General features: G+C 54.7%; 21 protein-coding genes and 3 tRNA genes. 14 read left to right on the top strand and 10 right to left on the bottom strand.

Translation table 11 applies throughout. The annotated features are described in order from the left end of the window. The first annotated feature begins 43 nt into the window (after positions 1 to 43). The 3 genes from truA (at position 44) to IEW06_RS04980 (ending at position 3,350) form a co-directional block, all read left to right on the top strand. Positions 44 to 835 (top strand): tRNA pseudouridine(38-40) synthase TruA, encoded by a 792-nt coding sequence (gene truA / locus IEW06_RS04990; RefSeq protein ID WP_187733625.1) that lies wholly within the window; start codon positions 44 to 46, stop codon positions 833 to 835. 196 nt (positions 836 to 1,031) lie between these two features. Further along, a complete protein-coding gene (locus tag IEW06_RS04985; RefSeq protein WP_187734216.1) occupies positions 1,032 to 2,786 on the top strand; it encodes an ABC transporter ATP-binding protein in 1,755 nt (584 codons plus the stop codon). 42 nt (positions 2,787 to 2,828) lie between these two features. Continuing rightward, a complete protein-coding gene (locus IEW06_RS04980; protein WP_187733626.1) occupies positions 2,829 to 3,350 on the top strand; it encodes a hypothetical protein in 522 nt (173 codons plus the stop codon). A gap of 61 nt (positions 3,351 to 3,411) precedes the next feature. On the opposite strand, the gene IEW06_RS04975 is transcribed toward IEW06_RS04980, so the two are convergent. The 3 genes from IEW06_RS04975 to IEW06_RS04965 form a co-directional block, all read right to left on the bottom strand. Further along, positions 3,412 to 4,113, bottom strand: a complete 702-nt coding sequence (locus IEW06_RS04975) for a porin family protein (protein ID WP_187733627.1) — start codon at positions 4,111 to 4,113, stop codon at positions 3,412 to 3,414. 162 nt (positions 4,114 to 4,275) lie between these two features. After that, a tRNA-Pro gene (locus tag IEW06_RS04970) sits at positions 4,276 to 4,349 on the bottom strand. A gap of 100 nt (positions 4,350 to 4,449) precedes the next feature. After that, positions 4,450 to 4,523 (bottom strand) — tRNA-Pro (locus IEW06_RS04965). A gap of 282 nt (positions 4,524 to 4,805) precedes the next feature. On the opposite strand from IEW06_RS04965, the gene IEW06_RS04960 reads away from it, so the two are divergent. Next, positions 4,806 to 5,255, top strand: a complete 450-nt coding sequence (locus tag IEW06_RS04960) for a T9SS type A sorting domain-containing protein (RefSeq protein ID WP_187733628.1) — start codon at positions 4,806 to 4,808, stop codon at positions 5,253 to 5,255. 67 nt (positions 5,256 to 5,322) lie between these two features. Here IEW06_RS04960 and IEW06_RS04955 read toward each other — a convergent pair whose 3' ends face one another. Further along, on the bottom strand, positions 5,323 to 7,107 hold the full coding sequence (locus IEW06_RS04955) for an ABC transporter ATP-binding protein (protein WP_187733629.1): 1,785 nt from the start codon (positions 7,105 to 7,107) through the stop codon (positions 5,323 to 5,325). A 268-nt stretch (positions 7,108 to 7,375) separates the two neighbouring features. Here IEW06_RS04955 and IEW06_RS04950 point away from each other — a divergent pair, with 268 nt between their 5' ends. The 8 genes from IEW06_RS04950 to coaE all read left to right on the top strand — a co-directional run bounded on the left by IEW06_RS04950 (position 7,376) and on the right by coaE (position 14,018). Beyond that, positions 7,376 to 8,467, top strand: coding sequence for a Glu/Leu/Phe/Val dehydrogenase dimerization domain-containing protein (locus IEW06_RS04950; protein WP_188547586.1), 1,092 nt, complete (start codon positions 7,376 to 7,378; stop codon positions 8,465 to 8,467). Between the two features lie 94 nt (positions 8,468 to 8,561). Beyond that, complete coding sequence (gene nusB, locus IEW06_RS04945; RefSeq protein WP_187733630.1) at positions 8,562 to 9,746, top strand: transcription antitermination factor NusB; 1,185 nt, start codon at positions 8,562 to 8,564, stop codon at positions 9,744 to 9,746. Between the two features lie 143 nt (positions 9,747 to 9,889). After that, positions 9,890 to 10,201 carry a YtxH domain-containing protein gene (locus IEW06_RS04940; RefSeq protein ID WP_187733631.1) on the top strand — a complete coding sequence of 104 codons (312 nt, stop codon included), beginning with the start codon at positions 9,890 to 9,892 and terminating at the stop codon, positions 10,199 to 10,201. 122 nt (positions 10,202 to 10,323) lie between these two features. Next, entirely contained in the window at positions 10,324 to 11,325 is a 1,002-nt protein-coding gene (locus IEW06_RS04935) for an isocitrate/isopropylmalate dehydrogenase family protein (RefSeq protein WP_187733632.1), read from the top strand. Positions 11,326 to 11,479: 154 nt separating this feature from the next. Continuing rightward, entirely contained in the window at positions 11,480 to 12,004 is a 525-nt protein-coding gene (locus tag IEW06_RS04930) for a DUF1573 domain-containing protein (RefSeq protein ID WP_187733633.1), read from the top strand. Positions 12,005 to 12,113: 109 nt separating this feature from the next. Next, positions 12,114 to 12,431 (top strand): preprotein translocase subunit YajC, encoded by a 318-nt coding sequence (gene yajC / locus IEW06_RS04925; RefSeq protein ID WP_187733634.1) that lies wholly within the window; start codon positions 12,114 to 12,116, stop codon positions 12,429 to 12,431. Positions 12,432 to 12,450: 19 nt separating this feature from the next. Continuing rightward, a complete protein-coding gene (locus IEW06_RS04920) occupies positions 12,451 to 13,416 on the top strand; it encodes a YbbR-like domain-containing protein (protein ID WP_187733635.1) in 966 nt (321 codons plus the stop codon). Next, positions 13,413 to 14,018, top strand: coding sequence for a dephospho-CoA kinase (gene coaE, locus IEW06_RS04915; protein ID WP_308421989.1), 606 nt, complete (start codon positions 13,413 to 13,415; stop codon positions 14,016 to 14,018). The genes IEW06_RS04920 and coaE overlap by 4 nt, the downstream gene beginning before the upstream one ends. Positions 14,019 to 14,025: 7 nt before the next feature. On the opposite strand, the gene IEW06_RS04910 is transcribed toward coaE, so the two are convergent. The 4 genes from IEW06_RS04910 to IEW06_RS04895 form a co-directional block, all read right to left on the bottom strand. Beyond that, positions 14,026 to 15,198: a GNAT family N-acetyltransferase gene (locus IEW06_RS04910; RefSeq protein ID WP_187733637.1), complete on the bottom strand. Its 1,173-nt coding sequence runs from the start codon at positions 15,196 to 15,198 to the stop codon at positions 14,026 to 14,028. Positions 15,199 to 15,276: 78 nt separating this feature from the next. Next, the gene (locus tag IEW06_RS04905; RefSeq protein WP_188547584.1) at positions 15,277 to 16,902 is read right to left on the bottom strand and encodes a glycosyltransferase family 39 protein; all 1,626 of its coding nucleotides are present in this window, start codon (positions 16,900 to 16,902) and stop codon (positions 15,277 to 15,279) included. Between the two features lie 143 nt (positions 16,903 to 17,045). Continuing rightward, positions 17,046 to 17,531 (bottom strand): hypothetical protein, encoded by a 486-nt coding sequence (locus IEW06_RS04900; protein ID WP_187733640.1) that lies wholly within the window; start codon positions 17,529 to 17,531, stop codon positions 17,046 to 17,048. A 217-nt stretch (positions 17,532 to 17,748) separates the two neighbouring features. Next, positions 17,749 to 17,826 (bottom strand) — tRNA-Val (locus IEW06_RS04895). 137 nt (positions 17,827 to 17,963) lie between these two features. On the opposite strand from IEW06_RS04895, the gene IEW06_RS04890 reads away from it, so the two are divergent. Together IEW06_RS04890 and IEW06_RS04885 are read left to right on the top strand one after the other, a co-directional pair. Further along, the gene (locus IEW06_RS04890) at positions 17,964 to 20,540 is read left to right on the top strand and encodes an AsmA-like C-terminal region-containing protein (RefSeq protein ID WP_188547582.1); all 2,577 of its coding nucleotides are present in this window, start codon (positions 17,964 to 17,966) and stop codon (positions 20,538 to 20,540) included. A gap of 138 nt (positions 20,541 to 20,678) precedes the next feature. Then, on the top strand, positions 20,679 to 21,581 hold the full coding sequence (locus IEW06_RS04885) for a TerB family tellurite resistance protein (protein ID WP_187733643.1): 903 nt from the start codon (positions 20,679 to 20,681) through the stop codon (positions 21,579 to 21,581). Positions 21,582 to 21,660: 79 nt separating this feature from the next. Here IEW06_RS04885 and IEW06_RS04880 read toward each other — a convergent pair whose 3' ends face one another. Together IEW06_RS04880 and IEW06_RS04875 are read right to left on the bottom strand one after the other, a co-directional pair. After that, positions 21,661 to 22,806, bottom strand: a complete 1,146-nt coding sequence (locus IEW06_RS04880) for a mechanosensitive ion channel family protein (RefSeq protein ID WP_187733644.1) — start codon at positions 22,804 to 22,806, stop codon at positions 21,661 to 21,663. A gap of 45 nt (positions 22,807 to 22,851) precedes the next feature. Next, positions 22,852 to 24,078 carry a Glu/Leu/Phe/Val dehydrogenase dimerization domain-containing protein gene (locus tag IEW06_RS04875; RefSeq protein ID WP_188547580.1) on the bottom strand — a complete coding sequence of 409 codons (1,227 nt, stop codon included), beginning with the start codon at positions 24,076 to 24,078 and terminating at the stop codon, positions 22,852 to 22,854. Between the last annotated feature and the right edge of the window lie 21 nt (positions 24,079 to 24,099).

Raw genomic sequence — 24,099 nt, 5'->3', positions numbered from 1 at the left:
AATTAAACGGCCCCGTACCGCGCCGTAATTGTTTACACTATACATGCGCTATTTTCTTCATCTGGCCTACGATGGCACCCGTTTTCACGGCTGGCAGGTGCAGCCCAACACGCTTACGGTACAACAGGAACTGGACCGCTGCCTCTCGCAGGTATTGCGCCAGCCCATCTACACGTTGGGTAGTGGCCGCACCGATTCGGGGGTGCACGCAAGCCACCAGGTAGCGCACTTCGACGCCGATTTGCCCCCCAGCCTGGATGAGGCCACAATTTTGTATCGTCTCAACCGCGCGCTGCCGCCTGATATTGCCGTGCGCCGCCTGCACGCAGTGCCCGACAAAGCCCACGCCCGCTTTGATGCCGAAGCCCGCACCTACGAGTACTTCGTGCGCCTCATTCCTGATCCTTTTGGTGTTAATCAGAGCCTATACTTGGACCGGGCTCCGGACGTAGCCGCCATGAATGCCGCCGCTGCCTATCTCGTTGGTTCCCGCGATTTTACCAGTTTCTCGAAAGTGAAAGGCGGCGAAAATCATTATATCTGTGTGTGTTATGAGGCCGGCTGGCACCCTATTCCGGGCGGTTTGGTATTTCGAATTCGGGCCAACCGGTTTGTGCGCGGCATGGTGCGCTTGGTGGTAGGCACGCTGCTGAGTGTGGGCCGGGGCAAGCTAACCCCCGAGGAATTTGGCCACATCCTGCATACGCAAAGCCGTATTGCCGCGAGTGGCGCGGCGGTGGCGAAAGGCTTGTTCTTGAGCAGGGTGGAGTACCCGGTGGAATTGGTTGGAGCGGAAGAGCCTACCGGAATGCCGTACTTTGTGCTGAATTCTTAAGGCTCTTCCTTCGTGGGAATGACGAGCTTGGGGGGCAAAAGTGAATGTAAGCCGATGCTGTTTTTGCAACCTCTGAGGCTTATGTGTGGTTACTTCTCCTTAGTACCCTGTATTGATTAAAAAATCCTCTGTGGAGCAAACAACTACCGCCACCAAAACCGGCAACATCTTCGATTGGCAGGTTCTGAGCCGCCTAATGAAGTATGTGCGGCCGTACCGGCGGATATTTTATTTTCTGATTTTCCTGACCGTTGCCACGGCCGCGCTGGGGACTCTACGCCCTTTTCTGATTCAGAAAATGGTGGACCGCAGCATCGAGCAAGGCGACCTGACGGGCGTAAACCAGATGTTTGGGCTGCTGCTGGTGTTGCTGGTGGGTCACACCCTGGTAAGCTATCTGCAAACCTACTTTGGTGGCTGGCTGGGCCAGTATATCGTGCGCGATATCCGGGTTGATTTGTATCAACACATTCTGAATCTGCGTCTTAAGTTCTTTGACCGTACGCCTATTGGGGTGCTGGTAACCCGCAATATTTCCGACGTAGAAACCCTGTCGGATGTGTTTAGTGAAGGCTTGGCGGCCATGATTGGCGACATTCTTCAGTTGCTGTTCATCATGGGCTTCATGTTCTGGATTGATTGGCGCCTGACGCTGGTAAGCCTGTCGGTTATTCCGCCACTGATCATCAGCACCTATGTGTTCAAGGAGAAGGTGAAGCAGTCGTTTCAGGAGGTGCGCACAGCGGTAGCTAACCTGAATTCCTTCGTGCAGGAGCACCTGACGGGCATGAACGTGGTGCAGATATTTAACAACGAGGAGCGCGAGTTCCGGAAGTTCAAAGCCATCAATCAGGAGCACACGCGGGCCAACGTGAGGTCGGTGCTGTATTACTCCATCTACTTTCCGGTGGCCGAAGTGCTGGCCGCTATCGGCGTGGGTTTGCTGGTATGGTACGCCGCGCAGGGGCAGATCGAGGGCACTATTTCAAAGGGCGCGCTCATTGCCTTTATCTTGTATAACGCCCTTTTCTTCAGACCTATCCGGCAAATTGCTGACCGCTTCAATACCTTGCAGCTTGGCTTGGTAAGCACCGACCGTTTGTTGAAGCTGCTGGATAGCAAGGAACTCATTGCCGACACGGGTACGCTGGCGCCGGCCGCCATTCGCGGCGACGTGGCGTTTGAGAAAGTCTGGTTTGCTTACAACGACGAAGAGTACGTGCTGCGCGACATCAGCTTCGATGTAAAAGCCGGTCAGACCATTGCTTTTGTGGGCGCTACGGGCGCCGGCAAAACGTCCATCATCAACCTGCTCAGCCGCTTCTACGAAATCAACAAGGGCACGATCCGCGTTGATGGGCACGATTTGCGCGAGTTCGACCTCAAGGAGTTGCGCCGCCACATTGGAGTCGTATTGCAGGATGTGTTCTTGTTTGCGGGCACCATCGCCGACAACATCACGCTCGGAAACAAGGATATTACCGAAGCTCAGATTTGGGAAGCAGCCGATTTGGTAGGGGCCCGCCGCTTTATTGAGCGCCTGCCGGGCGGCCTGCATTACCCGGTAATGGAGCGCGGCGCCACGCTCTCCGTAGGTCAGCGTCAGCTTATTAGCTTTGTGCGGGCCATGGTGTATCAGCCGCGCATTATTATTCTGGATGAGGCTACTTCTTCGGTGGATAGTGAAACGGAGGAGCTGATTCAAGCAGCTATCGACAAGCTCATGGAAGGCCGCACCTCGCTCGTAATTGCGCACCGCCTCAGCACTATTCAGAAAGCCGACCGCATCATCGTGCTCGACCGGGGTGAAATCAAGGAGTCAGGTACGCACGAAGAATTGCTGCGCCACGGTGGATTTTATCAGCAGCTCCATCAGATGCAGTACAAAGACGTGAGCATGGAGCTGAACAATGAGAAAGCAGATATAGGGAGCAGCGCCCGTACTTCTTAACTCATACCGTACTTTGTTGTCCTCACTTTTAAACACACCATAATGCGTTGGTTCTGGCTTATCAGTTTTGCTCTGGCACTTATTCTGGGCGGCGTTTATGCGTATCTGGGGGGCTTTCGTCAGCCGGAAGTAGCGGTTATAACAACTGCGAAACCCATCTTTTTGGCTGGCCGCTACTACAACGGCCCCGTTCAGGGAGACGAGTTTGGGCCTTTGTTTCGGCAGGCGCAGCAGTACAAGGAGAAAAATCACCTCCAGGGTACACTAGGCAATATCTACTACAACGACCCTGAAGCGGCCGGCGACACGGTGAAAGCCTTTATTGGCCTTATCGTGGCGGATACGGTTTCGCAGAATTTGCCCCCCGGCTACCGCTACAGCACCTTCAGCGGCGGGCAGCGGGTGGTGCAGGCCCGCTTGGATGCCAGCTATATGCTGGCGCCCGGCAAGCTATACAGTGGCATTAAAGAATACGCGAAGCAACACAAGATACCGCTGCGCCAAGTGTACGTGGAGCAATTTCCAGACACCGGGCCTGCGGAAGTGCTGGCGGTTGTGAAGTAGGTAACATAAAAAGCCCCCCAGATAGTCTCTGGGGGGCTTTTTGCTTGATAAGCAGTCGTGATTACTGGCGGCCGATGTAATAGGAAGCTCCCAGTGTGAGATTGCTCAAACCAAAATTTGCGGCGAAGCCCGAAATTTTAGCCTCAGTATCATTCTGACCAGTCTGCAAATCTTTAGGCTTAATATGAGTGCGAGTGTAGCCAAGGCTACCCGCAGTCAATTCTAAACCGAGTTTATTAATGGGGAAGAAAACGAATGCTGGAGTAATGCTTACAAAAGCTCCATTGGTTTGATTTCTAGGTGAAGAATAGCCCGGAAAATCAAACTTGGTAGTCGTTGTTTGACGAGACAGTCCAGCTGAGAGTTGGCCATAGAATCCAAAATTCTCAGCTGGCAGATAATAATAGCGCAGAAAAGGTGCGCCACTAAAAGAAGTCGTTTTTGTTGTTCGCTTAACTGCTTCGTCGGGAGCCGGAGAGTAATAAGGGCCGGTTTCTTTACCAGATCCAAAACCAAAGGATAAACCTACGGCAAGGTTCTCAGCTAAAAAGTAACCCACGTTTGGGTTTAAATTCAGATTGCGGGAGGTGAATTCTGTAGTGCTTTGCCCTGCAGAGGTAGCAGATCCGACATATTTGTTTTCAGAATTAGACTGGCTATATCCAACGCTTCCCCCAACTAGGGTAGTACCCTTGCTGATTTGGGCCTGAGCTGTTGAAAAAACTAGAGATAAGAATAATGGCAGAAAAAGATTCTTCTTCATACAGATAGTGAAAAGGAAGTAAAGGGATAAGGTGAGTGGATACCAAGCTGGCAAAGAACGCAACCAACGCTGCATTTTGTATAGAGAATATGAAATAAAGTATAATGCATAAAAAGCCCCCCAGATAGTCTCTGGGGGGCTTTTTTATAGTCTTCGATTAAGTCGGGGTGGCAGGATTCGAACCTACGGCCTCGTCGTCCCGAACGACGCGCGCTACCGGGCTGCGCTACACCCCGAGAATGGTACCGCGTGCGGCACCGGACCTTACTTATACGGCCCAAAAAAAGCCTCCGAATCGAAATTCGAAGGCTTTTTTTTAACAGTGAACTGTTTTTGTCGGAGTGGCAGGATTCGAACCTACGACCTCCAGCACCCCATGCTGGCGCGATACCAGGCTACGCTACACCCCGATGGAATCGAGTCGCAAAGATAAGAGACGATTTGGGTTTGGCACAATCTTCGGAAGGATAAAATTTGTGGCCCAAACTGATAAAATGCCCAAGCGTTTCCCAAACCCAAATCGAAAAGTTTGATGAAAGGAAGAAGGCGTTTCTCCGCAAATGGGTTAGCGCCTACTTATCAGTTGAGGCTGAATAGAATGCAGTTGTAAAGAGGAAAATTAGAATAGAAGAATACCAACTGCATTATACTTTTACAGGATATTGGCTTTGTCCCTTTCGTTTCGAATGCATATGAAAAACTTTACTGTATTGCTGGGCTTTGGAATGGTCTTTTTGCTAACGCTGCCCACCCAAGCCCAAACGAAACCCGCTGCGAAGCCCGCTACACCTGCGCCAACCGCGTCGGCCGCCGTTGAGAAGCCTGCTGATGCTGCCGTGCCTGCTGGTGCGCCCTCCCTGATATCTGATAAGATGGATGCCCCGGCTTCCACTTCCGGAGCACTTAAAGTGAGCCTGGATAATAACCCGCTGACCAAGAGCCTGATAGTGCGCACTGACGCCGCAGGCCCTACCCGGGTAGAAATAAACGACGGGGAAGGCCGCCCCGTGCTGACCCGCAATATGATGGTAGGTAATAAGCCCACTGCCCTCGACGTCAGCCGCTTACCCGCCGGCTACTACATTGTGCAATGCACCGCCGGCGAACGAAAAGGCATGCGCAGGGTAATGCTCGGTCAGTAATAGCACCAGCCAACAAAAAAGCCCCCCAGAGTCGTCTGGGGGGCTTTTTTGTCTAGTAGCGCCAGCCTTACACTTCTTCCGTCTGCAACTGCCGCTCGTAGAGGGCGCGGTAGAGGCCATTGGCGTCTGCCATCAGGGCGGCGTGCGTGCCGTGCTGCACAATCTGGCCGTCATCAAGCACCAGAATCTCGTCGGCCAGCTTCACGGATGATACCCGGTGGGAGATAATCAGGCTGGTACGGTTGGCCATAATGCGTTGCAGGCTACCCAGAATGGCGTTCTCCGTGTTCGTATCAACGGCCGAAAGCGAATCGTCCAGAATAAGGATTTTGGGCTCCTTCACCAAGGCGCGGGCAATGCTGACGCGCTGTTTTTGCCCCCCAGAAAGCGTAATCCCGCGCTCACCGAGCTTCGTATCGAAGCCCAGCGGAAACTGCACGATGTTCTCGTACACGTTGGCGTCTTTGGCCGCTTGCAGCATTTTTTCTTCCGTCGGGTTTTCGAGGCCGAAGTTGATGTTGTTGCGGATGGAGTCAGAGAACAGAAAAACATCCTGGGGTACGTAACCGATTTGCTCCCGTAGTGAGGTGAGGGCGTAGTCGCGGACGTCGGTGTTATCTACCAGAATGCTGCCGTCGGTGACGTCGTAGAGGCGACAGAGCAGGGCGGCTATGGTGCTTTTGCCCGAGCCCGTATTGCCGATAACCGCCAAGGTCTGGCCGGGCCGAATGCGGAAGCTCACGTTTTTAAGCGCCTGAATACCAGTATCGGGATACGTAAACGACACGTTGTCAAATACAATATCGCCCTGAATGTCGCGCTCTACGTTCTGGCGGGAGATGATATCCGTCTTCTGATTCATAAATTCGTTGATGCGCGCCTGCGACGCTTCGGCCCGTTGCACAAGGCTGCTGGTCCAGCCCAGAGCCGTAACAGGCCAGGTAAGCAGGTTTACATAAATCAGAAATTCAGCAATACTGCCCGTCGTAATCGTGCCCCGAATCACTTCCTGGCCGCCAATCCAGACCGTGATAATCGTGCTTAAGCCCACCAGGAAAAGAATCAGCGGGAAAAACAGGGAATTCACGAAGTTCAGACTCAGCGTTTTCTCGCGGTAATTGTCGCTGGCTACCGTAAACTGCTGGTGCGAGTCTTCTTCGCGTACAAACGACTTCAGCACCCGAATGCCCGAAAAAGCTTCCTGCACAAAAGTGGTCATGCTGGACAGCGAGCGTTGAATCTCGTCGGACTTGCGCTCAATCAGATTGTTGACGTAGAAAATGCTGACCGACAAAATGGGCAGCGGCAGGAGCGTATAAATCGTCAGCTTCACGTTCACCATCAGCATCAGCGGGATGATGAGCACAAACAGAATCACGAGCTGCATAAAGTACATAAGCGCCGGCCCAATGTACATGCGCACACGGCCCACGTCCTCGGAGATGCGCGACATCAGGTCGCCGGTATTATGGCGCCGATAGAAGCTCAGCGGCAGCGACTGATAATGCTGGAAAATCTCGTTCTTCTGGTCGTTCTCCACCCGCCGCGACATCACAATGAGCGTCTGGCGCATGAAGAACAGAAAAATGCCCCGCAGCAAGGCCATAATCACAATGAGCAGACCGTAGAGCAGCACGTTGCGCCCAAACAACTCATACACGCCACTTTGCGCCCGCGTACCGGCAAACAGGTGGTATAAGTCGATGCCTTCATTCACCAGATCGAAGGCGTAGCGCACGATTTGGGCCGGGAAGATTGCCAGCAGCGTGGAGAGCGCCACGAACAGAACGCCGCCCAGGAAATGCCATTTATAGCGGTATAAATACTTATTGGTAGAGGCAAGAGCGCGCACAGGTCGAGGGGTTGGAAAGGGTAAGCGAAGGGAGCCGCTCAGCGGTGTAAGCCCGACGGCTGGGGGGCAAAATCAGAAAAACGGGTTACTTTTGCCCCCAAATTGAGGGCTAATACCAAGCGCCAGCTCAGTAATTCGCCGTACGTCTAACGTTAGTTACGACCACAACGATTCACTACACGGGAGCTTCCGTTCGCCTTCAAAGATACAACAACCGCTTTCCACCCATTTTACCTTCCCACCCACCCATTTTTAATTTTTGTCCCGCATGGTTGAAATCCAGGAGTTGACCGATACCTCGGTCTTCGGTCAGATTGCCGAGCATCAACACGAACAGGTCGTATTCTGCCACGACCACGAAACTGGCCTCAAGGCTATTATCGGTATTCATAACACGGTGCTGGGCCCCGCCCTGGGCGGTACCCGCATGTGGGAGTACGCCTCCGACGCCGATGCTCTAAACGACGTGCTGCGCTTATCGCGCGGTATGACTTATAAAGCTGCCATTTCGGGCCTGAACTTGGGCGGCGGCAAGGCAGTCATTATCGGCGACGCCAAAACGCAAAAAACCGAAGCCCTGCTGCGCAAGTTTGGTCGCTTCGTGAAGAATCTCAACGGCAAGTACATCACGGCCGAAGACGTAGGGATGACGACTAAGGATATGCAGTATATCCGCATGGAAACCAAGCACGTAGCTGGCCTGCCCGAGAGCATGGGCGGCTCCGGCGACCCCTCGCCCGTGACTGCTTTTGGTACCTATATGGGAATGAAAGCTGCTGCTAAGAAGGCCTTCGGTTCTGATAGCCTGGCCGGCAAGCGCATCGCGGTACAAGGCGTGGGCCACGTGGGGGGCTATTTATTGGAGCACCTCATTAAGGAGGGCGCCAAAATTGTGCTGACCGACTACTACGAGGACCGCAAGCTGGAAATGGCCGCTAAGTACAATGCCGTAGCCGTAGGCCTCGATGAGATATACGACCAAGAGGTTGACATTTATTCGCCGTGCGCGCTGGGTGCGACCATCAATAATGATACGATTGACCGCCTGAAGTGCCGCGTAATTGCGGGCTGCGCCAACAATCAGCTGCAGGACGAGAACGTGCACGGTCCAGCGTTGGTAGAGCGCGGTATCATTTACGCGCCCGACTTCCTCATCAATGCTGGGGGGCTAATTAACGTTTACTCCGAGGTAATTGGTGGTAGCCGCAAGTCGGCCCTCAGCCAAACCGAAAAAATTTACGACTTCACTACGGAAGTGCTTAACAAGGCTGAACAGGAGGGAACTCACCCCCAGAAAGCCGCCATTCGCCAAGCTGAGCAGCGTATTGCTGCATTAGGCAAGGTAAAATCAACTTATTAATTGTGTTGCGCGTTGTGAGTTGCCTTTTGACAGCTAGCAGAAATGCTTCTCGGCAAACAGGCAACTCACATCTCGTAACAGACACCACACCAGAATGCTCAATCGTCGCTCGCTTCGCATCAAGGTTATGCAGGCCCTATACGCTTACCATCAGGCAGTAGGGTCAGATTTTCTGCTGGCCAATGACCGCATTGCCGAGGAATTTGCCCCCGACCTCACTTCCCCCGAACCGCAGGACCGCAAGGTGCTGCAGGGCCAGCGCAAGCTGGCGGAGGTTATTTTTAAAGAGTGGCACAAGACCAAGGAAACGCCGGAAAAAACCGAAGATGCGGCTGTGAATGAAGCCGTAGCCGATGCCATCAGCTTCTACGAAAAGCAGGTGAAGAAAGAAGGAACCTTCTTTGAGGGCCAAATGCTGCACGCCGCGGAAAGCATTCACGACCAGTACATTCATCTGCTGAACCTGCCCACGGCTTTGCTGCGGGTGATGGAAGACGAGCGCGACCGGGAAGCACGGCGGTTTACACCGTCCAAGGAAGCCCTGCTCGACACTACTCGCTTTGAGCAAAACCAGGTGCTGGAAAAGCTCGTGGGCAACAAGCAGCTGCAGGACCTCACCATTCGGCGCAAGCTGCAGTGGAACGGCGAGCAGGAAATGGAAGCGCTACGCACGGCTTGGCGCCAGGAAATAAAGCAGGATGCTGATTTTCAGGCGTATCTGGCCGCGCCGGGGGGCAATTATGCCGAAGACCAGGAAGCGCTGAAGCATTTCTATAAGACCTTCGTGTTCAAGGAAGGCGCACTGGCTACCCAGCTGGATGAGGCTGACCTGAATTGGGAGGAAAACCGCTCGGTGGTCAAAAACCTGGTGGTCAAAACGGTGAAAATGCTGGACGAGGCCGCCGACGAAAACCTGGAGCTTATGGCGCTTTCAGCCAACTGGGCCGAGGACAAGGAGTTTGCGCAAAGCCTGTATCAGCAGACGCTCGCCGACGATGAGCGCTACGAAAAGCTGATTGCCGAATCGGTGCAGAACTGGGACGTGGAGCGCGTGGCGCAGCTCGACAAGATTGTGCTGAAAATGGCCCTCTGCGAAATGCACCTTTTCCGCAGCATTCCGGTGAAAGTGACCATCAACGAATACATCGAAATCAGCAAGATGTACAGCACGCCCAAAAGCAAGCAGTTCATCAATGGTATTCTGGACAAGCTGGCTCAGGATTTGACGGCTAGCGGTGCTATCCGTAAGTCGGGCCGCGGCTTGCTCGACAATCAGTAGGGAGTAAACCTGCGTAGAAAGAATAGAAAGCCGGAATTTTGCCCCCCGCGGGCCGGACTATATATCCCATTTTGCGTCTTTGCGTACTCATTACTAATTAGCATCTCATCTCACATCTGTTTGTACTCACTTCTCTAAAAAATATGGGTAGCAAAACCACTACCGGCCTTGTGTGCTTCGCGGGCGGTGCCCTTACCGGAGCCGTTTTGGGTCTGCTGTACGCGCCTGAAAAAGGCCGCGAAACCCGCAGCTGGCTTAGTTATCAGCTCGAAAAGTACCGCGAGGTGCTAGCTGATCTTACCGAAAGCTTAGTGACGAGCCGGGTAGATGCCGGTCCTTCGTCAGCCAAGTCAGAAGGCCAGAAAGTAATCCGCGAAGCCAAAGACAAAGCCGAGCAGCTGCTCGGTGACGTTGACCAGCTCATCAACCAAATCAATTCCCGTAAGACGGTTTAATTTTGGAATGGCTAAATGACGGAAGGTTAAATGGCTGATCGTTCGTAATGATTGAACGGTCAGCCATTTAACCTTCCGTCATTTAGCCATTTAGCCATTTAACCATTTATCAATCAGCTTTAATGCACACAATCACCCTTATTCCCGGAGACGGCATCGGGCCCGAAATCACGAAGGCCGTTACGGATATTTTCAGTGCTGCCCAGGTGCCCGTGCAGTGGGAAGAGCAGAACGCCGGCCAAACGACTTTCGACCAGTCGGGCGAGCTTATTCCTCAGGCGTTGCTGAATTCATTGGAGAAAAACCGCGTGGCTTTGAAAGGCCCCATCACTACGCCCGTAGGCAAAGGCTTCCGCAGCATCAACGTATCGTTGCGCCAGAAGTACGACCTCTACCAGAATGTGCGCCCTGCCAAGACCAACGCCGGGATCGTGACGCGTTATGAAGGAATTGACTTGGTGCTGTTTCGTGAAAATACCGAGGGCTTGTACTCGGGCCTGGAAACCTGGGATGAGCGGCTGGGCATTGCCGACTCTACGAATCGCATCACGGTAGCGGGTTCGCGCAAAATCTGCCGTGCGGCTTTTGCTTATGCTGCCAAGCACAACCGCAAGAAGGTGACGCTGGCTCACAAGGCCAACATTATAAAGATGGCGGGTACGCTGATGCTCAACGCCTGCAAAGAGGCAGCGGCGGAGTTTCCGCACATTCAGTTTGAGGACAAGATTATTGATAACATGTGCATGCAGCTGGTTAATAAGCCGGAGCAGTTTGATGTTATCGTGACTACCAATCTTTTCGGTGATATCCTGTCTGACCTTTGTGCTGGCCTTGTAGGTGGCCTGGGCGTAGTAGCTGGTGCCAATATCGGTGACGATATGGCCATATTTGAAGCAGTGCACGGCTCCGCGCCAGACATTGCTGGCCAGGGCAAAGCCAACCCTACGGCTCTGCTTCGCTCCGCTTTGATGATGCTTCACCACCTCGGCGAGCACACCAATGCCGACCGCATCGAAGCCGCTCTGGATGCTACTTTGCTACAAAAGGAAAAATGCACCGGCGACCTGGGGGGCAAAGCCTCAACCAGTGAGTTTGCCCAAGCGGTAATTGATAACTTGAAGTAGAAAAAAGCCCCCCGGCGCCTAATTTTGCGCGCCTTAACAGGATCAATTGGATGCTAAGTGCCGGAACCCAGCACCGCATTCACCTGTTTTAGTTTTTTTGATTGAAAACGAAGAACTTAGGCTGTCCAAATAAGACGGTCTGCTAACAATCTCCATGAAACGTACCCTGATTCCTTCCTTATTCGCCTTTGCCGTGTTGCTGGGCGCTTGCAACAATGACAAGTCCGCTGATGTAGGCACCGCTGGTATGAACGCCGCCGCCACCGCTGCCGATGTAACGGCCAGCCCAGTAGTTGACAACCCCAACGTGGCCAGCGAAACGGAAGCGCCCAACCCGAATGCACCGGTGATGACCTTCGCTGAAACCGAACACAACTTCGGCGACATCAAGCCGGGTGAGGTAGTAAAGCACACCTTTACGTTCACCAACACTGGAAAAAGCCCCCTGCTAATTGAAAATGCAACGGCTTCCTGCGGTTGCACCACTCCCAACTGGACCAAGGAGCCTATTGCTCCCGGCGGCAAAGGCACCATTGATGTGCAGTTTGATAGCCAGGGCAAAACCGGCCTCCAGAACAAGCAAGTATCTATTCGGGCCAATACGCAGCCCACAATCACCCAGATTGCAATTCGTACCAACATCCTGCCTGACGGCCAAAACGGTCCGTTAGCTCAATAAAACGGTAAGCAAGGGCGGCCCACAAGCCGCTCTTGTTATTTTTGCTGACTCGTGCGCAGCCGGCTACTTGGTGGCTTCGGCGTTTTCTCCTTAACCCAACACCTCTCCAATGTTCCTCACGCTTTTATTGCAAGCCCCGGCGGGGGGCATTACCCAGTTTCTGTTTCCGGTGGCTATTGCTGCTGTGGTTTATTTCTTCATGATCCGGCCGCAGCAGAAGCGGGCCGCTACGGCTCGTAAATTCCGCGAGTCGCTGACCAAAGGCGCTACGGTAGTTACCATTGGGGGCCTGCACGGCAAAGTCGTGGATGTGCACGAAGAGTCGGTAATTGTAGAAGTAGACCGGGGCACCCGCCTCAAGTTTGACCGTAGTGCTATTGCGCGGGAGGTAACTCCAGCCGCCAAGGCACCCGTAACAACGCCATAATTGCCTTAACTATACCGCTTTGCCGCTCACTCGTGCTGCCCGTCTGGTTCGCTGGTTCACCAGCCCGTTTTACGGGCAGGAGAGCAGCTACTGGCGGGCAGTTACGGTTTGTTTTATGGCAGCTTCCACGTTTTGGCTGCTGAATGCGCTGAACAAGACCTATTCTACCCGCATTACTTACCCCCTGACCTGGCGCTACGACACAACGCGCTACATACCAGTGCAACCACTGCCCAGCGAAGTAGCTGTAAACGTGACGGGGCGTGGGTGGAAGCTGTTGCGCAAAAGCCTCATGCTGGACGTGAAGCCGGCGGAGGTGCCCATCAGCCGTGTGCCTACGGCTACTCGCTTTGTTACGGGCAGGTCGTTGCGGCCCGCGCTACAGGCTGCGATGGAAGGAATGCAGTTCAATTATATTCTGACCGATACGCTCTGGGTCGAGTTTGATCAGCTGATCACGCGCCGCCTGCCGCTGGGACTCAGCCCGGATATTGATGGCTCCGCTTTGCCCTACGCCGCGCGCTTTGTGCCCGAAAGTATCGCATTCAGAGGCCCAGCCCGCACCGTAAATCGACTGGCCAGCCCTTACCCCGTGCACCTGCCCAAAGCGCCAGCCGGTAGCAGCGACGGCGCTATTATAGTGCCCATCGGTGGCCCAGCCTCAGTTGAAACGAATGTGCAGGAAATTCAGGTGCGGCTGCAGCCGCGCCCCCTGCTAACGGTGCCTGTGCAGGTGGTGCCTGAGCTGAACAATTTTCCGGTGGGAGAGAAGTTTGGGTTTTCCCCCGCTACCATAACCGTGGAAGTGCAGTGCTTCCCAGAAGACACTGCTCGCTTAAACCTGCAGGAACTGCGTGTAATGCTGAACTACCGCAAGTTAACTGCCCCCGATTCCAGCCTGGAACCCATGCTTGTACAAGCCCCTGCATTAGCCCGTGGTACCCTTATCAAAACGCCCGCCGTGCGGGTTTCACGGGTTCAATGAGTATGCTGCGGATTGGGATTACTGGTGGTATTGGATCGGGGAAAAGTATAGTATGCCGGTTATTTCAGCTGCTGGGCGCGCCGGTTTACGATTCCGACTATCGGGCCAAATGGATCATGGCCAATGACTTGAGTCTGCGGGCAGAGCTAGTAGCCACATTTGGCCCCCAGACGTTTAGCGACGCGGGCCAGCTGGACAGGCCTTATCTGGCCCGCGTCGCCTTCTCCGACCCCACACAGCTAGCTCTGCTCAACGCCCTAGTGCATCCGCACGTGGGCCGCGACTTTGAAACCTGGGCCGCGGCGCAGCAGCAGGCGGGGCACGTATACTCGCTGAAGGAAGCGGCCTTGCTTTTTGAGTCGGGCGCGTATCGGCAGCTCGACCGTATCATCACGGTTTTTGCCCCCCAGACCGTGCGGCAGGCCCGGGTATTACGCCGCGACCCCCACCGCACGGCTGCGGATATTCTGGCTATTGTCGGCAAGCAAATGAGCGAGGAAGAAAAGGTGCAGCGCGCCGATTACGTCGTGCATAATGATGATCAGCATCTGCTTATACCGCAGGTGTTGGCGCTCGATACGCTGTTTCGACAGCAGGCTTAGCGCTCTGCTACCTGATTATCGCGCTGCGCTCGAAGCGCCGGGTCGGGTCGAAAAGCTTGCGGTACGTAACGTGCGTTTTGGAAATGCGGGCCCCAATGGCGCGGGTAAGAGCCAACATGCGGGGGTTAAAGTCGCCGATCCAGTTCATCTCAATCTCGGTGTACCCGGCCGCTACAAGTGCCTCCTGAGCATGTACCAGCATCGCCGACTCGACGCCCTTGCCTTGGTGAGCAGGCACAACCCCAAAGATAACCCCAAACATCTTGCGCGGCTGCCGGCGTTCGTAGCGCCACTTCTCCCACACAAACCGAATTTTGCCCCCCAGATTTAGCCGTGGCCCCACGTGCTTAAAAATCTGGTTCAGCTCGGGCAGGCTCACAAAAAAAGCCACGGGCTCACCCTCGTGATAGGCAAACCAAAGCAGGCGCGTATCCATTACAGGCCGCATTTGGCGCACTAGCTGGTGTGCTTTGTCCAGCGTCATCGGGTTGATGCCCGAATGATTGGCCCACGCCAGGTTGTACACGTGGTGAAAATCCCTGGCCATCTGGTCGGCGGAACGGCCCGCGGAGTGAGCAAATGTGTAGTCCGGCTCTTCCTGTGCGTAGCGCTCGGCGGTGCGTGCAAAGCTTGGGTGCAGAGGCTCAGCTACTTCCCGATGGCAGGTGTACTGCTTGAAATATACCTGAAAGCCGTAGTGCTCAAAAAGCTGCTGATAGTAAGGCGGATGATAAAACATCCCATAGTTGGGCTCCGTGAAGCCCGAAACCAGCAAGCCCCAAAACCGGTCGCGCTCCCCGAAGTTAATCGGCCCATCCATCGCTTCCATTCCCCGTGCCATCAGCCATTCCTGGGCAATGCTGAATAGCTGGTTGGCTGCGGCCTGATCATTAATACACTCAAAAAAGCCGATTCCCCCGGTTGCTAAGGTAGTGTCGGCGTGCGCGGTAAGCTCATTCACAAAGGCAGCGATGCGGCCAATAGCCGAGCCTTGCGCATCGGTCAGAACCCAGCGGGTGGCGGTGCCATGCTGAAAGTTGGGATTGCGCCGTGGGTCGAATGCGGCCTCAATATCGTTGTCTATAGGCGAAATCCAGTTGGGATGGTTTCGGTAGATACGGGCAGGCAGCTCCAGGAATTGCCGCCGGTGCCGGGCAGTAGAAACTTCAAGCAGTGACATCACGAATTATGAAACGACACCAAGCAGGCGAGCGGTATAGTATAGAAAGGTTAAATCGCCGAAGCGCAACCACCCCGCTTACTTGCCGGAGCGTTGAAAAACAGACAGGATGCGCACACCATTAACCCGAATAGTATGCACTTCCCGCCCGGTAGTGTCGGGGAAGGGCTGCGTCCGATAACGGTAATTAGTGAGGATATAATCGGCGTTTGGGTGGTTCGTAAAGCGTAAGCGGGCTCGGTCGGTGGGGGGCAAAATTAGCGAGTTTGTATAAACCAGGTGGCCACTGGGCCAGGGCGAGTACACGCTGATTGTGGGTGCCAGGTCGTGAGCAAGCACCCACTCAAGCCCTTGGCGGTAGGAGAGGCCCCAGTAGTCGAGGTCGAAGTTGCGCTGGGCAAAGCTGGGGGGCAAAATACTGAAATACGTCTGCTGGTGCGGGTGGTCGCGGGCTATGCGCCAGGCCGCGTGTATCATTCCACCCCCAACAAGCAGAATAGCACTTATAGCTACCGGACGCCATGGGGGCCGCTGCCGCGCCACTGTAGCGAGCGTATGTACGCCACGCACTGTTAGTAGCACCAGCGCCGGATAAATGAAGTATAAGTGCCGCCAGCCATCATACACTACCGGGCGCAATCCGATAACCAGCAGCACGGGCACCAGCAGCCAGCTAATGAAAAGCAGATCGAGGCGCCCGGCAAACGTGCTCAGACTTGCTCGCCCCCGCTGACTTATCTCCCACATCCAGGCACCCACTCCGGCTAAGGCAGTAAGTATGTAAGGCAAAGGCGTTGTGATGATTATCCATACCGGGATATAATGCCAAGGAAGCTGCGTACCCCGCAATACTTGCCCAAAGTATACCACCCGCCCCTCCCAAGGATATTGGCTGATTCGCTGCGTAGCCGCTAAAAGTTCTTGCCAGGGCAATGCCCACAAGTAGGGCCACCCGAGCACCGTAAACACCAACGCGGCCACACTGTAAATTCCGCCCACCCGCAGCAGGTGGCTGCGCTCAACGCGCGGGCGGTAGCGGGCTTCCAGGCTCAGCATTAATAGTGTAACGAGCACCACCAGCAAGCCCTGCACGCGTACATCCACTGCCAGCGCCGTAGTGAGCCCATGCACCACTGCCCGGCCAAGAGTAGGGCGCTGCAACAGGCGCGTGAGTGTATAAACAGCCAGCGTGAACAGAGCCATATACACGATGTCCTTGCCATTATAGAATGCTTCAGCAAAGAATCGGGGCGAGAGTACCAGGAGCAGTGCAGCCAACAATCCCCAGCGCCAACTCTCAAATCGTTGCTTCGCCAGTTGATACAGAGCCCAAATCCCAAGCACGAAAACGAGAAAGACGCAAGCGTGACGAAGACGATAGAAGGCTTGCGAATCGCCGTGGGTAAAAACAAAGCTGAGCAGGGCCAACGGCAGCTCGAAAGCCACGCCATGATCTGCATCGGCAAAGTTCTGGATATCAGGAATCAGGTGGCTGCTGGGTTGGCGGGCTACCAACTCGGGAGCCACCAGCTGGGCCAGGTACTTGGCACTCACCAGTCCGTTCAGGTGGTTGTTCGGCTCGTCCCACGATACGCCGTAATCATCATGCAGCCAAAGACCCAGGCCAAGCAGTATCGCAAAAAAGCCCCCCACAATCCATTGGCTGCTCGACGTAAAGAACCGGAAACGAAACAGATCGGGCATAAACAGGACTACTGTGGCGGCGCAAGTTAATAGCTAACCATGCAAGAGTTATGAAGCCACTTGTTTTTGAAAGGCTACATAACGGTCACAAAAAAGCCCCCCAGATGTTCTCTGGGGGGCTTTTTTGTGACCGTTATGTAGCCTTAAATAGACCCATAAGTAACGGTACGAACAGTCGTTGCGCCGTTGCTGGTCGATGTTTGCTTAACAGTCATAGTAGAGGACGTTAAATCAGCCGGACCGCTGAGCGTGGAGGGGAAATTAGGGCATAAGCACGGTTCAGTAAAGGTGATGACCGTGCGGTCAGCGTTCCAACTCCAGCTGCCCTTTGCCGACTGCGGATCAGCGGCAGCGCATTTGCTAGGGCCTTCATTTATCTCCAGTTCGCCATTATCGTTGAAGCGGATGAAATCATCCTTGCCACAAGCTTGTAATGCCGCATAATTGTCAACGGTGGTAGTAGCGCCGGCACTAGTGGTTGTTACACTAACATCGGCCGTTGCCCGCCAGTCTTTATTAACCAACAGAGTAGTCTTCGGATCTGTTGCTTCTGGCTCATTCTCTTCGCTACAAGCAGTGAAAGTGACAGCCAACAATAGGGAAAGGCTAAAGGTGAGTAAGTGTTTCATAATTCAAAAACGGTAAGGAGAGATGATTTTGCTTGTACTGCGATGTAGTAGCTGCAAAGACAAGCTGAATACGCTATACGCCTCGGTAGGTTACTTTATTATAAAGATCCCACTAAAACGAATAAAAATATTGATTTTTTGCGGGTTTAATCGATCATCTCTCCCCGACCTTAAAAAGGCAAAACAAAAAAAGGACAGCCGTTACCGACTGTCCTTTTGGTGGGAGATACTGGGTTCGAACCAGTGACCCTCTGCTTGTAAGGCAGATGCTCTGAACCAGCTGAGCTAATCTCCCTTTGTTCCCGTTTGGGATGGCAAATATGGCAGGTCATTTTCGAATACGCAAAAAAAACCGCGACCTTCGGGATATTATTTTCAGTGAGGGAGACCAGAAAACCTCTCAACTGTTTCACTACCAGAAAACTTCGGTTGTTGATTCGCTTAAAAAAGTTTTTTCTGTACTCGTTGCTGGGGGGCATTTTGCTGCTGTTGGGGAGCATTTTGGGAATCTGGCTGGGGGAGGAGCGCATCATTGCGCTGTTTGTGCGGGAGGCAAACCGGCACTTGCGCACGCCCGTGCAAGTAGGTAAAATTGACCTTTCGTTAATCGACCAGTTCCCGCGAGTGTCCGTAACGCTGCAAAATGTAGTGGTGGGGGGCTCTTTTCCTCAAGATACCGTGGCGTTGGCCCGCGCCCGTCGCTTGTACTGCGCGTTTGACATTTGGGACCTTGTAGCCGGCCGCTACCGCGTCCGTGCCGTGACCTTGGACTCCGCAACGGTTCAGGTGCGCTACGACGCGCAGAGTCAACCGAATTGGGATGTGTTTCGCTCCGACTCGTCGGATGCTTCTGATGATAAGCCCTTCGCTTTTGACCTGGAGCGGATCGTGCTGCGCCGCGTGCTGGTAATATATGACGATGTAGCTCGGCGCCAACGACATACTATTCGGGCCCACGACTTGCGGGCGGGCCTTTCAGTGACCGATGAGCTGATTGATGTTCAAGCCGACGGGAAGGCGCGCATCGAAGCCATAGAGCTGGGTCAGGATAAATACTTCCGGCAGAAGGAATTGACCCTCAAAACGCTGATAGCCATTGACCGGCCTGGCCGGCGGGTTACCATTCAGCCCTCCGATTTGCACATTGGGCCCGCTACGTATAGTGTGTCGGGCACGGTAGGGTATGGGGGCGAAACGCAGCTAGATTTACGCTTGGAAGGTCGGCAGACCGATATACAATCGGTAGTGGCGCTGCTGCCGCCGCGCCTTGCGGGCAACCTGAGCGGTTACCGCAGTCGGGGGGAGGTGTACTTTCGAGGTACGGTGCGCGGAACGATGTCTGCTTACAGCAATCCGCGAGTAGACGTGCAGTTTGGCTGCCGCGATGCTTCCTTCTATCACCCGGAGTACCGCGAAACCGTGGAGCATGTTTATCTGACGGGCACTTTTGATAATGGAAACCAGCGTTCACTGCGCACCTCTACATTGGCTTTGCGGCAGGTGCGCGGCACGCTGCACGGGCGGGCGCTGGGGGGCAATTTGCGCTATCATAACTTCGATGATCCTACGGTTCAGCTCGACCTGCGGGCGGACCTTGACGTGGCCCGTGCGCTGCGCTTCTATCCGGTAGCGGCCGTGCGTCAGGCCAGTGGTGATGCGCGTTTGGCAATGCGCTTCAACGGCAACCTGCGGGCCTTTCGGGCCCAGCCTGCCGCTGCGGCGGTGCAATCCAGCGGCGACCTGACGCTGCGGGGGGTGAGCTTGCGTCTACGCGATTTTGGGCAGCCGTTTACGGGGCTCAGCGGCAACTTTATTCTACGTCGCAACGATGTGGCCGTCAGTGATTTTAAAGGCCGGATTGGTCGTTCTGACTTTCAAATCAATGGTCTGTTCAAGAATGCGCTGGGCTGGCTGCTGCTGCCCCGCCAACAGCTACTAGTGGAGGCTGATGTGGAGTCGCGGCTGCTGGATTTTGACCAATTGCTGAGTGCCCAATTAGCGGATGCTGCTCTGCAAAAAAGCCCCCCAAAGGGCAAAAAGCATGGCCGGCAGTCAGAATACGAGTTTCATGTAGCGCCCAATCTGGCGTTGGATGTGCAGGCTAGCGTAAGCCGGGTGCAGTTTCGGCGGTTTCGGGGGCGCAATTTGAATGGCACGATACGGCTGCGCGACCAGGTTATTTCCTCGCCCACGCTGAGTGTAGCGGCCGCTGGGGGCCAAGCCAGTATTAGGGGGAGCATCGATGCGCGCCAGCCCGATCTGCTGAAGGTGCACACCACCATGGCCTGCTCGCAGCTGCCCCTCGACAGCTTATTTTACGTGTTTGAGGACTTTGGCCAGAAGTTTATCACGGCTCGCCACCTGCGCGGGCGCCTCACGGCCTCAGGTGAGTCGGACCTGTATTTCGACCGCCGCCTTACGCCCCTCACCGACCGTATGGAAGCCGAAGTAAGAGCAACGGTGCGCAATGGGGAGCTCAATAACTTCGAGCCGTTGCAGAAGCTTTCCATGATAGCGCGTCGGGAACAGCTGCGGCATTTGCGCTTCGCAGAGCTTACCAACAACTTTTATATTCAGAGCCGGACCGTATACATGCCGGAAATGGAAATTCGCTCCAATGTGCGCACGGCTTCCATTATTCGCGTTACGGGTACCCATACCTTCGACCAGCAGATGGATTATCATCTCTCCATTCCGGTGTTGCCGGGGCTGCTGCATCGGGCTTCGATGGGAGGGAGTGGCACCACTGGCCCTAACCTGCTGCTGGCTATTCAGGGAGACGAGAACGATTTCAAGGTGAGCTACGATCGGGCGCGGGCGCAGGCCAACCGGGCCGCCGCAACGCCCCCCAGCAGTGGTCCGCGGCCTACTCTGGGTGATTTACTGAATAATCCGGCCGCTGCTCCCGACCCGGCCGCGCTGCCTGCTGAGGCGCGCAAGCCATTCGAGCTAAAAAAGCCCCCCAAGAAGCCCGCGCAGCCGCAACCAGACGAGTATTTCGATTTCTAAGGTTTCGAGCCTTTTTCATAAGGCCGTAAAAGCGCTTGTAATACAGTGTCTTGCCTTATGCAACAGTTGAGCATCAACATTTCCGGGTGGTGTGCGTTAAGGAGAACGGTATTTCCTTTCCTCCCAACCTCAACCGCTATGGACAACAGCACGCAAGTATTACAGAACTATTCCGAACAGGAAAAAACCGCTTACCTCAGCGTAATCGCCAGCCTAGCCTCAGCTGACCGCCAAGCTTCAGACGCCGAAATCGAGTTTTTGCAGCAGCTCTCTCAGGCTGCCGGTCTTTCTGGCGCTGCCACTCAGCAGGTAGTGAGCGCCGCTCAGGATGCTAATAATAGCACCGTGCAACAGAACCTGGACGCACTAAAAGGCAGTGAGCTCCGCTTTTCTCTGGTAACCGACCTGATCAGCTTTGCCCGCGCCGATGGAGCTTATTCCAACGACGAAGAGGCCATGGTTAACAAAATTTCCACGTACCTCGGCATCAATCAGCAGCAGCAGCACACGCTGGAGCAAGTAGTTGACCAAGCCGAAAAAGTGCCCCACGATGCTAATGACCCCGCTAAGCAAAGCTTCTTCGGCGGCATTACTGATAAGCTCGAAAGCGCCGGCATCCCCAAAGGCGCCCTGATGGGTGGCCTGCTGGGCGTAGTGGCCCCGATGGTACTGTCGCGCGTAATGGGTGGCGGCAACCGTGGTGGCATGATGGGTAGCGGTGGTATGGGCGGCCTGATGGGCGGTAGCACCATGGGTGGCCTGATGGGCGGCATGGGTGGAAGCGGCATGGGCGGCCTGTTGGGCGGTCTGCTCGGCGGCGGCTTACTGGGTAGCGTGATGGGCGGTGGCGGTCAGCAGCTGCCTCAGCGGGGCTCACACGTGGGCAGCGGCGGCTTAGGCTCACTCACGTCTATCCTGGGCGGGTTGGGCGGACGTCCTAACTCAGCACCGCGCTCCGCCGGTGGTGGCGGGCTTGGCAGCCTCCTCGGCGGTGGTGGCAGCATGGGTGGCCTACTCGGCGGCCTGCTCGGTGGTCGCTAGAGCCAACGTTATATATTTTCACAAAAAGCCCCCTAGACTAATTCTGGGGGGCTTTTTTGTGGTCTTAAAATAAAAACGGTTATTTGCCCAGAATGGGCTGCTCCACTGATTCGAGGCCATGCAGCCGGTCGATGGGCGATTGAGCGGTGGCCAGCATATTAGCAAACTTGCCACCGTGACGCTCCACGGCCTCCACAATAGCGTAGTTCAACTCCTCTTTCACCGCCAGAAACTCATCGTAGTTATTCGTTTCGACGAAGTACTGCACGGCGGCTTCCTTAGCAGTAGGAGTGAGGGCCGTAAACTGCAACTGCACCTCGGTGGTCGTGAGCGGGTGCGCCCGGATGGTGGCAGTGGCATCGGCGATAATGCGGCGAAGCTGGTCGCTAGTCGTTTCGTGGCTGATGGTGAGCGTGAAATTGACGCGCCGAGCGGTGCGCAGAGACAGGTTATCCAACGGCTTGTCAATCATCGACTTATTAGGAACTGTGACGTAGCTTTTCTCTACCGTGCGCAGCCGCGTGCTGCGGAAACCCACCTTCTCGACGGTGCCGGTTACGCCACCTACCGTCACCAGGTCGCCAACGTTGAAGGGCCGGTCAAGGAAGATGGTGAAAGATGCTATGAGGTTTTCGAGGCTTTCCTTGGCCGCAAAAGCCACTGCCAGGCCACCAATGCCCAGACCACCGATTAGGGCCGTCACGTTCACGCCAAAGCCTTTGCCGAGGATAATCAGAAAGGCAATAATCATCACAAACACCTTCAGCAGATCTTTGGCAAAAGGAATCAGCTGGTTATTCAGCCGGGAAGGCAAAAGCTCGGCTCGGCGGCTGAACACCAGCACGAAAAAGTCGATGAGCCGCAGAACGACCCAGCAAATGGCTGTGATGAAGCCAATCTGGTATATCCGAAAAACAATCAGCTCTAACCAGTGCTCACTTTTATCCAGATCGGAGTTGCGAACCGGATAATCAAGCACTTTGAAGGCCAGAAAAACGGTGAGTAGAAATACGACCACTGCAATAGGCTTGATGAGCAAAGCCTGAAATTGCTTCTCGCTAACGCCCTCCGTTTGCTTGCGCAGAATGCGAAATAGCAAGTGCGACAAAAAGCGCGATAGTAAGGTTTTGAAAGCATACCCCACCAGCAGAATAGCCCCGCACACGAGGTAAGTGCCGACGTTGTTGCCAAAGAAGCGGTACTGAAGAAATTCGTTGACAGTCATTGTGTTATAAAATATGATTGCCTTGTTTAAAGAACAATCAACAAACTATACCAGCTCCCGCAGAGCCATCTCAAACGACTTCTGAGCCAGCCCCGTACGGTCGTCGCCCTGCAGGCGAGTGCGCTCCAAAGCCCGACGAATAACGCGTGACGTATCGCCGAAAATGGCTTGGTCGGTAATTTCGGCGTTGGTTTCCATCAAGTACGCGAATACCCGAGCCATCCCGCAGTTGGCAATAAAATCGGGAATGATGGAGGTGTGTTGGTCGGCATACTCGCCGGTTGGTCCAAAGAAGATCTCCGGATCCTGAAACGGTACATTGGCTCCGCAGGAAATCACTTCCAGGCCACCCGCCAGCATTTGCTCTACCTGATCCCGCGTAACCAGGCGCGACGAGGCGGCAGGAATAAATATTTCGGCCCCTGAGGACCAAATGCGCTGGCTTATTTCCTCAAACGAGAGTAAGCCGCTGGCAATAAGCGTGTTAGTTTTTCTGTCAAGAAATAACTGCCGAATTTCTTCCAGCGAAAACCCATTTTCATTGAGCATGCCGCCGGCCCGGTCGATGATGCCCGTAATGCGCACGCCCTGGCTTGCCAAGTAGTAGGCGGCGGCGGCGCCTACATTACCCCAGCCCTGAATGAGGGCGCGCTTACCCACTAGTTCTCCACCCCAAAGCTCATAGTAGTGGCGCACGGCCTCCGCCACGCCGTAGCCAGTGATAAGGTCGGCCACGGTGTACTTGCGGCTCAGGCTGGGCGTGAATGTCGCATCTTCAATCACCTTAACTACCCCTTGGCGCAACTGCCCCAGCTTCTGAATCTTCTGCGGCTCAGTGGCGCGGTAATGACCGTTTACAATGCCCTCCTGCGGGTGCCACAGGCCATAGTCCTCGGTAATAGGAATCACATCGTGAATTTCGTCTACGTTCAGGTCGCCGCCGGTACCGTAATAACTTTTGAGTAGCGGGATAACGGCTTTATACCAGCGTTCCAGCACGCCGCGCTTGCGCGGGTCATGCGGGTTGAAGTTGATGCCCGATTTTGCCCCCCCGATGGCTGGCCCCGACACCGTGAACTTTACTTCCATGGTCTTGGCCAAACTCTCTACCTCGCGCTTGTCTAAGCCTTGGCGCATGCGGGTGCCGCCACCGGCTGCCCCGCCTCGCAGAGAGTTAATGACGACCCAACCTTCGGCCTCCGTTTCGGCATCCTTCCATTCAAAAACTATTTCGGGACGCTTATTTTCAAATTGGGCCAGCAGGTCTTTCATTATAAATACAAGAAAATTGAT

The sequence above is a fragment of the Hymenobacter qilianensis genome, from assembly GCF_014638675.1.
Lineage (GTDB): Bacteria > Bacteroidota > Bacteroidia > Cytophagales > Hymenobacteraceae > Hymenobacter > Hymenobacter qilianensis.
The sequence above is the reverse complement of the archived record's forward strand: the minus strand, read 5'-3'. Positions and strand labels throughout refer to the sequence as shown.

Excerpts from the sequence above, each read along its gene's own strand:
- IEW06_RS04885 (WP_187733643.1), top strand. The coding sequence starts at position 20,679 with ATGGACAACAGCACGCAAGTATTACAGAACTATTCCGAACAGGAAAAA.
- IEW06_RS04905 (WP_188547584.1), bottom strand. The coding sequence starts at position 16,902 with ATGCCCGATCTGTTTCGTTTCCGGTTCTTTACGTCGAGCAGCCAATGG.
- yajC (WP_187733634.1), top strand. The coding sequence starts at position 12,114 with ATGTTCCTCACGCTTTTATTGCAAGCCCCGGCGGGGGGCATTACCCAG.
- IEW06_RS04960 (WP_187733628.1), top strand. The coding sequence starts at position 4,806 with ATGAAAAACTTTACTGTATTGCTGGGCTTTGGAATGGTCTTTTTGCTA.
- IEW06_RS04930 (WP_187733633.1), top strand. The coding sequence starts at position 11,480 with ATGAAACGTACCCTGATTCCTTCCTTATTCGCCTTTGCCGTGTTGCTG.
- IEW06_RS04950 (WP_188547586.1), top strand. The coding sequence starts at position 7,376 with ATGGTTGAAATCCAGGAGTTGACCGATACCTCGGTCTTCGGTCAGATT.
- IEW06_RS04900 (WP_187733640.1), bottom strand. The coding sequence starts at position 17,531 with ATGAAACACTTACTCACCTTTAGCCTTTCCCTATTGTTGGCTGTCACT.
- IEW06_RS04935 (WP_187733632.1), top strand. The coding sequence starts at position 10,324 with ATGCACACAATCACCCTTATTCCCGGAGACGGCATCGGGCCCGAAATC.
- IEW06_RS04880 (WP_187733644.1), bottom strand. The coding sequence starts at position 22,806 with ATGACTGTCAACGAATTTCTTCAGTACCGCTTCTTTGGCAACAACGTC.
- IEW06_RS04980 (WP_187733626.1), top strand. The coding sequence starts at position 2,829 with ATGCGTTGGTTCTGGCTTATCAGTTTTGCTCTGGCACTTATTCTGGGC.
- IEW06_RS04940 (WP_187733631.1), top strand. The coding sequence starts at position 9,890 with ATGGGTAGCAAAACCACTACCGGCCTTGTGTGCTTCGCGGGCGGTGCC.
- IEW06_RS04910 (WP_187733637.1), bottom strand. The coding sequence starts at position 15,198 with ATGTCACTGCTTGAAGTTTCTACTGCCCGGCACCGGCGGCAATTCCTG.
- nusB (WP_187733630.1), top strand. The coding sequence starts at position 8,562 with ATGCTCAATCGTCGCTCGCTTCGCATCAAGGTTATGCAGGCCCTATAC.
- IEW06_RS04985 (WP_187734216.1), top strand. The coding sequence starts at position 1,032 with ATGAAGTATGTGCGGCCGTACCGGCGGATATTTTATTTTCTGATTTTC.
- IEW06_RS04875 (WP_188547580.1), bottom strand. The coding sequence starts at position 24,078 with ATGAAAGACCTGCTGGCCCAATTTGAAAATAAGCGTCCCGAAATAGTT.
- coaE (WP_308421989.1), top strand. The coding sequence starts at position 13,413 with ATGAGTATGCTGCGGATTGGGATTACTGGTGGTATTGGATCGGGGAAA.
- IEW06_RS04975 (WP_187733627.1), bottom strand. The coding sequence starts at position 4,113 with ATGAAGAAGAATCTTTTTCTGCCATTATTCTTATCTCTAGTTTTTTCA.
- truA (WP_187733625.1), top strand. The coding sequence starts at position 44 with ATGCGCTATTTTCTTCATCTGGCCTACGATGGCACCCGTTTTCACGGC.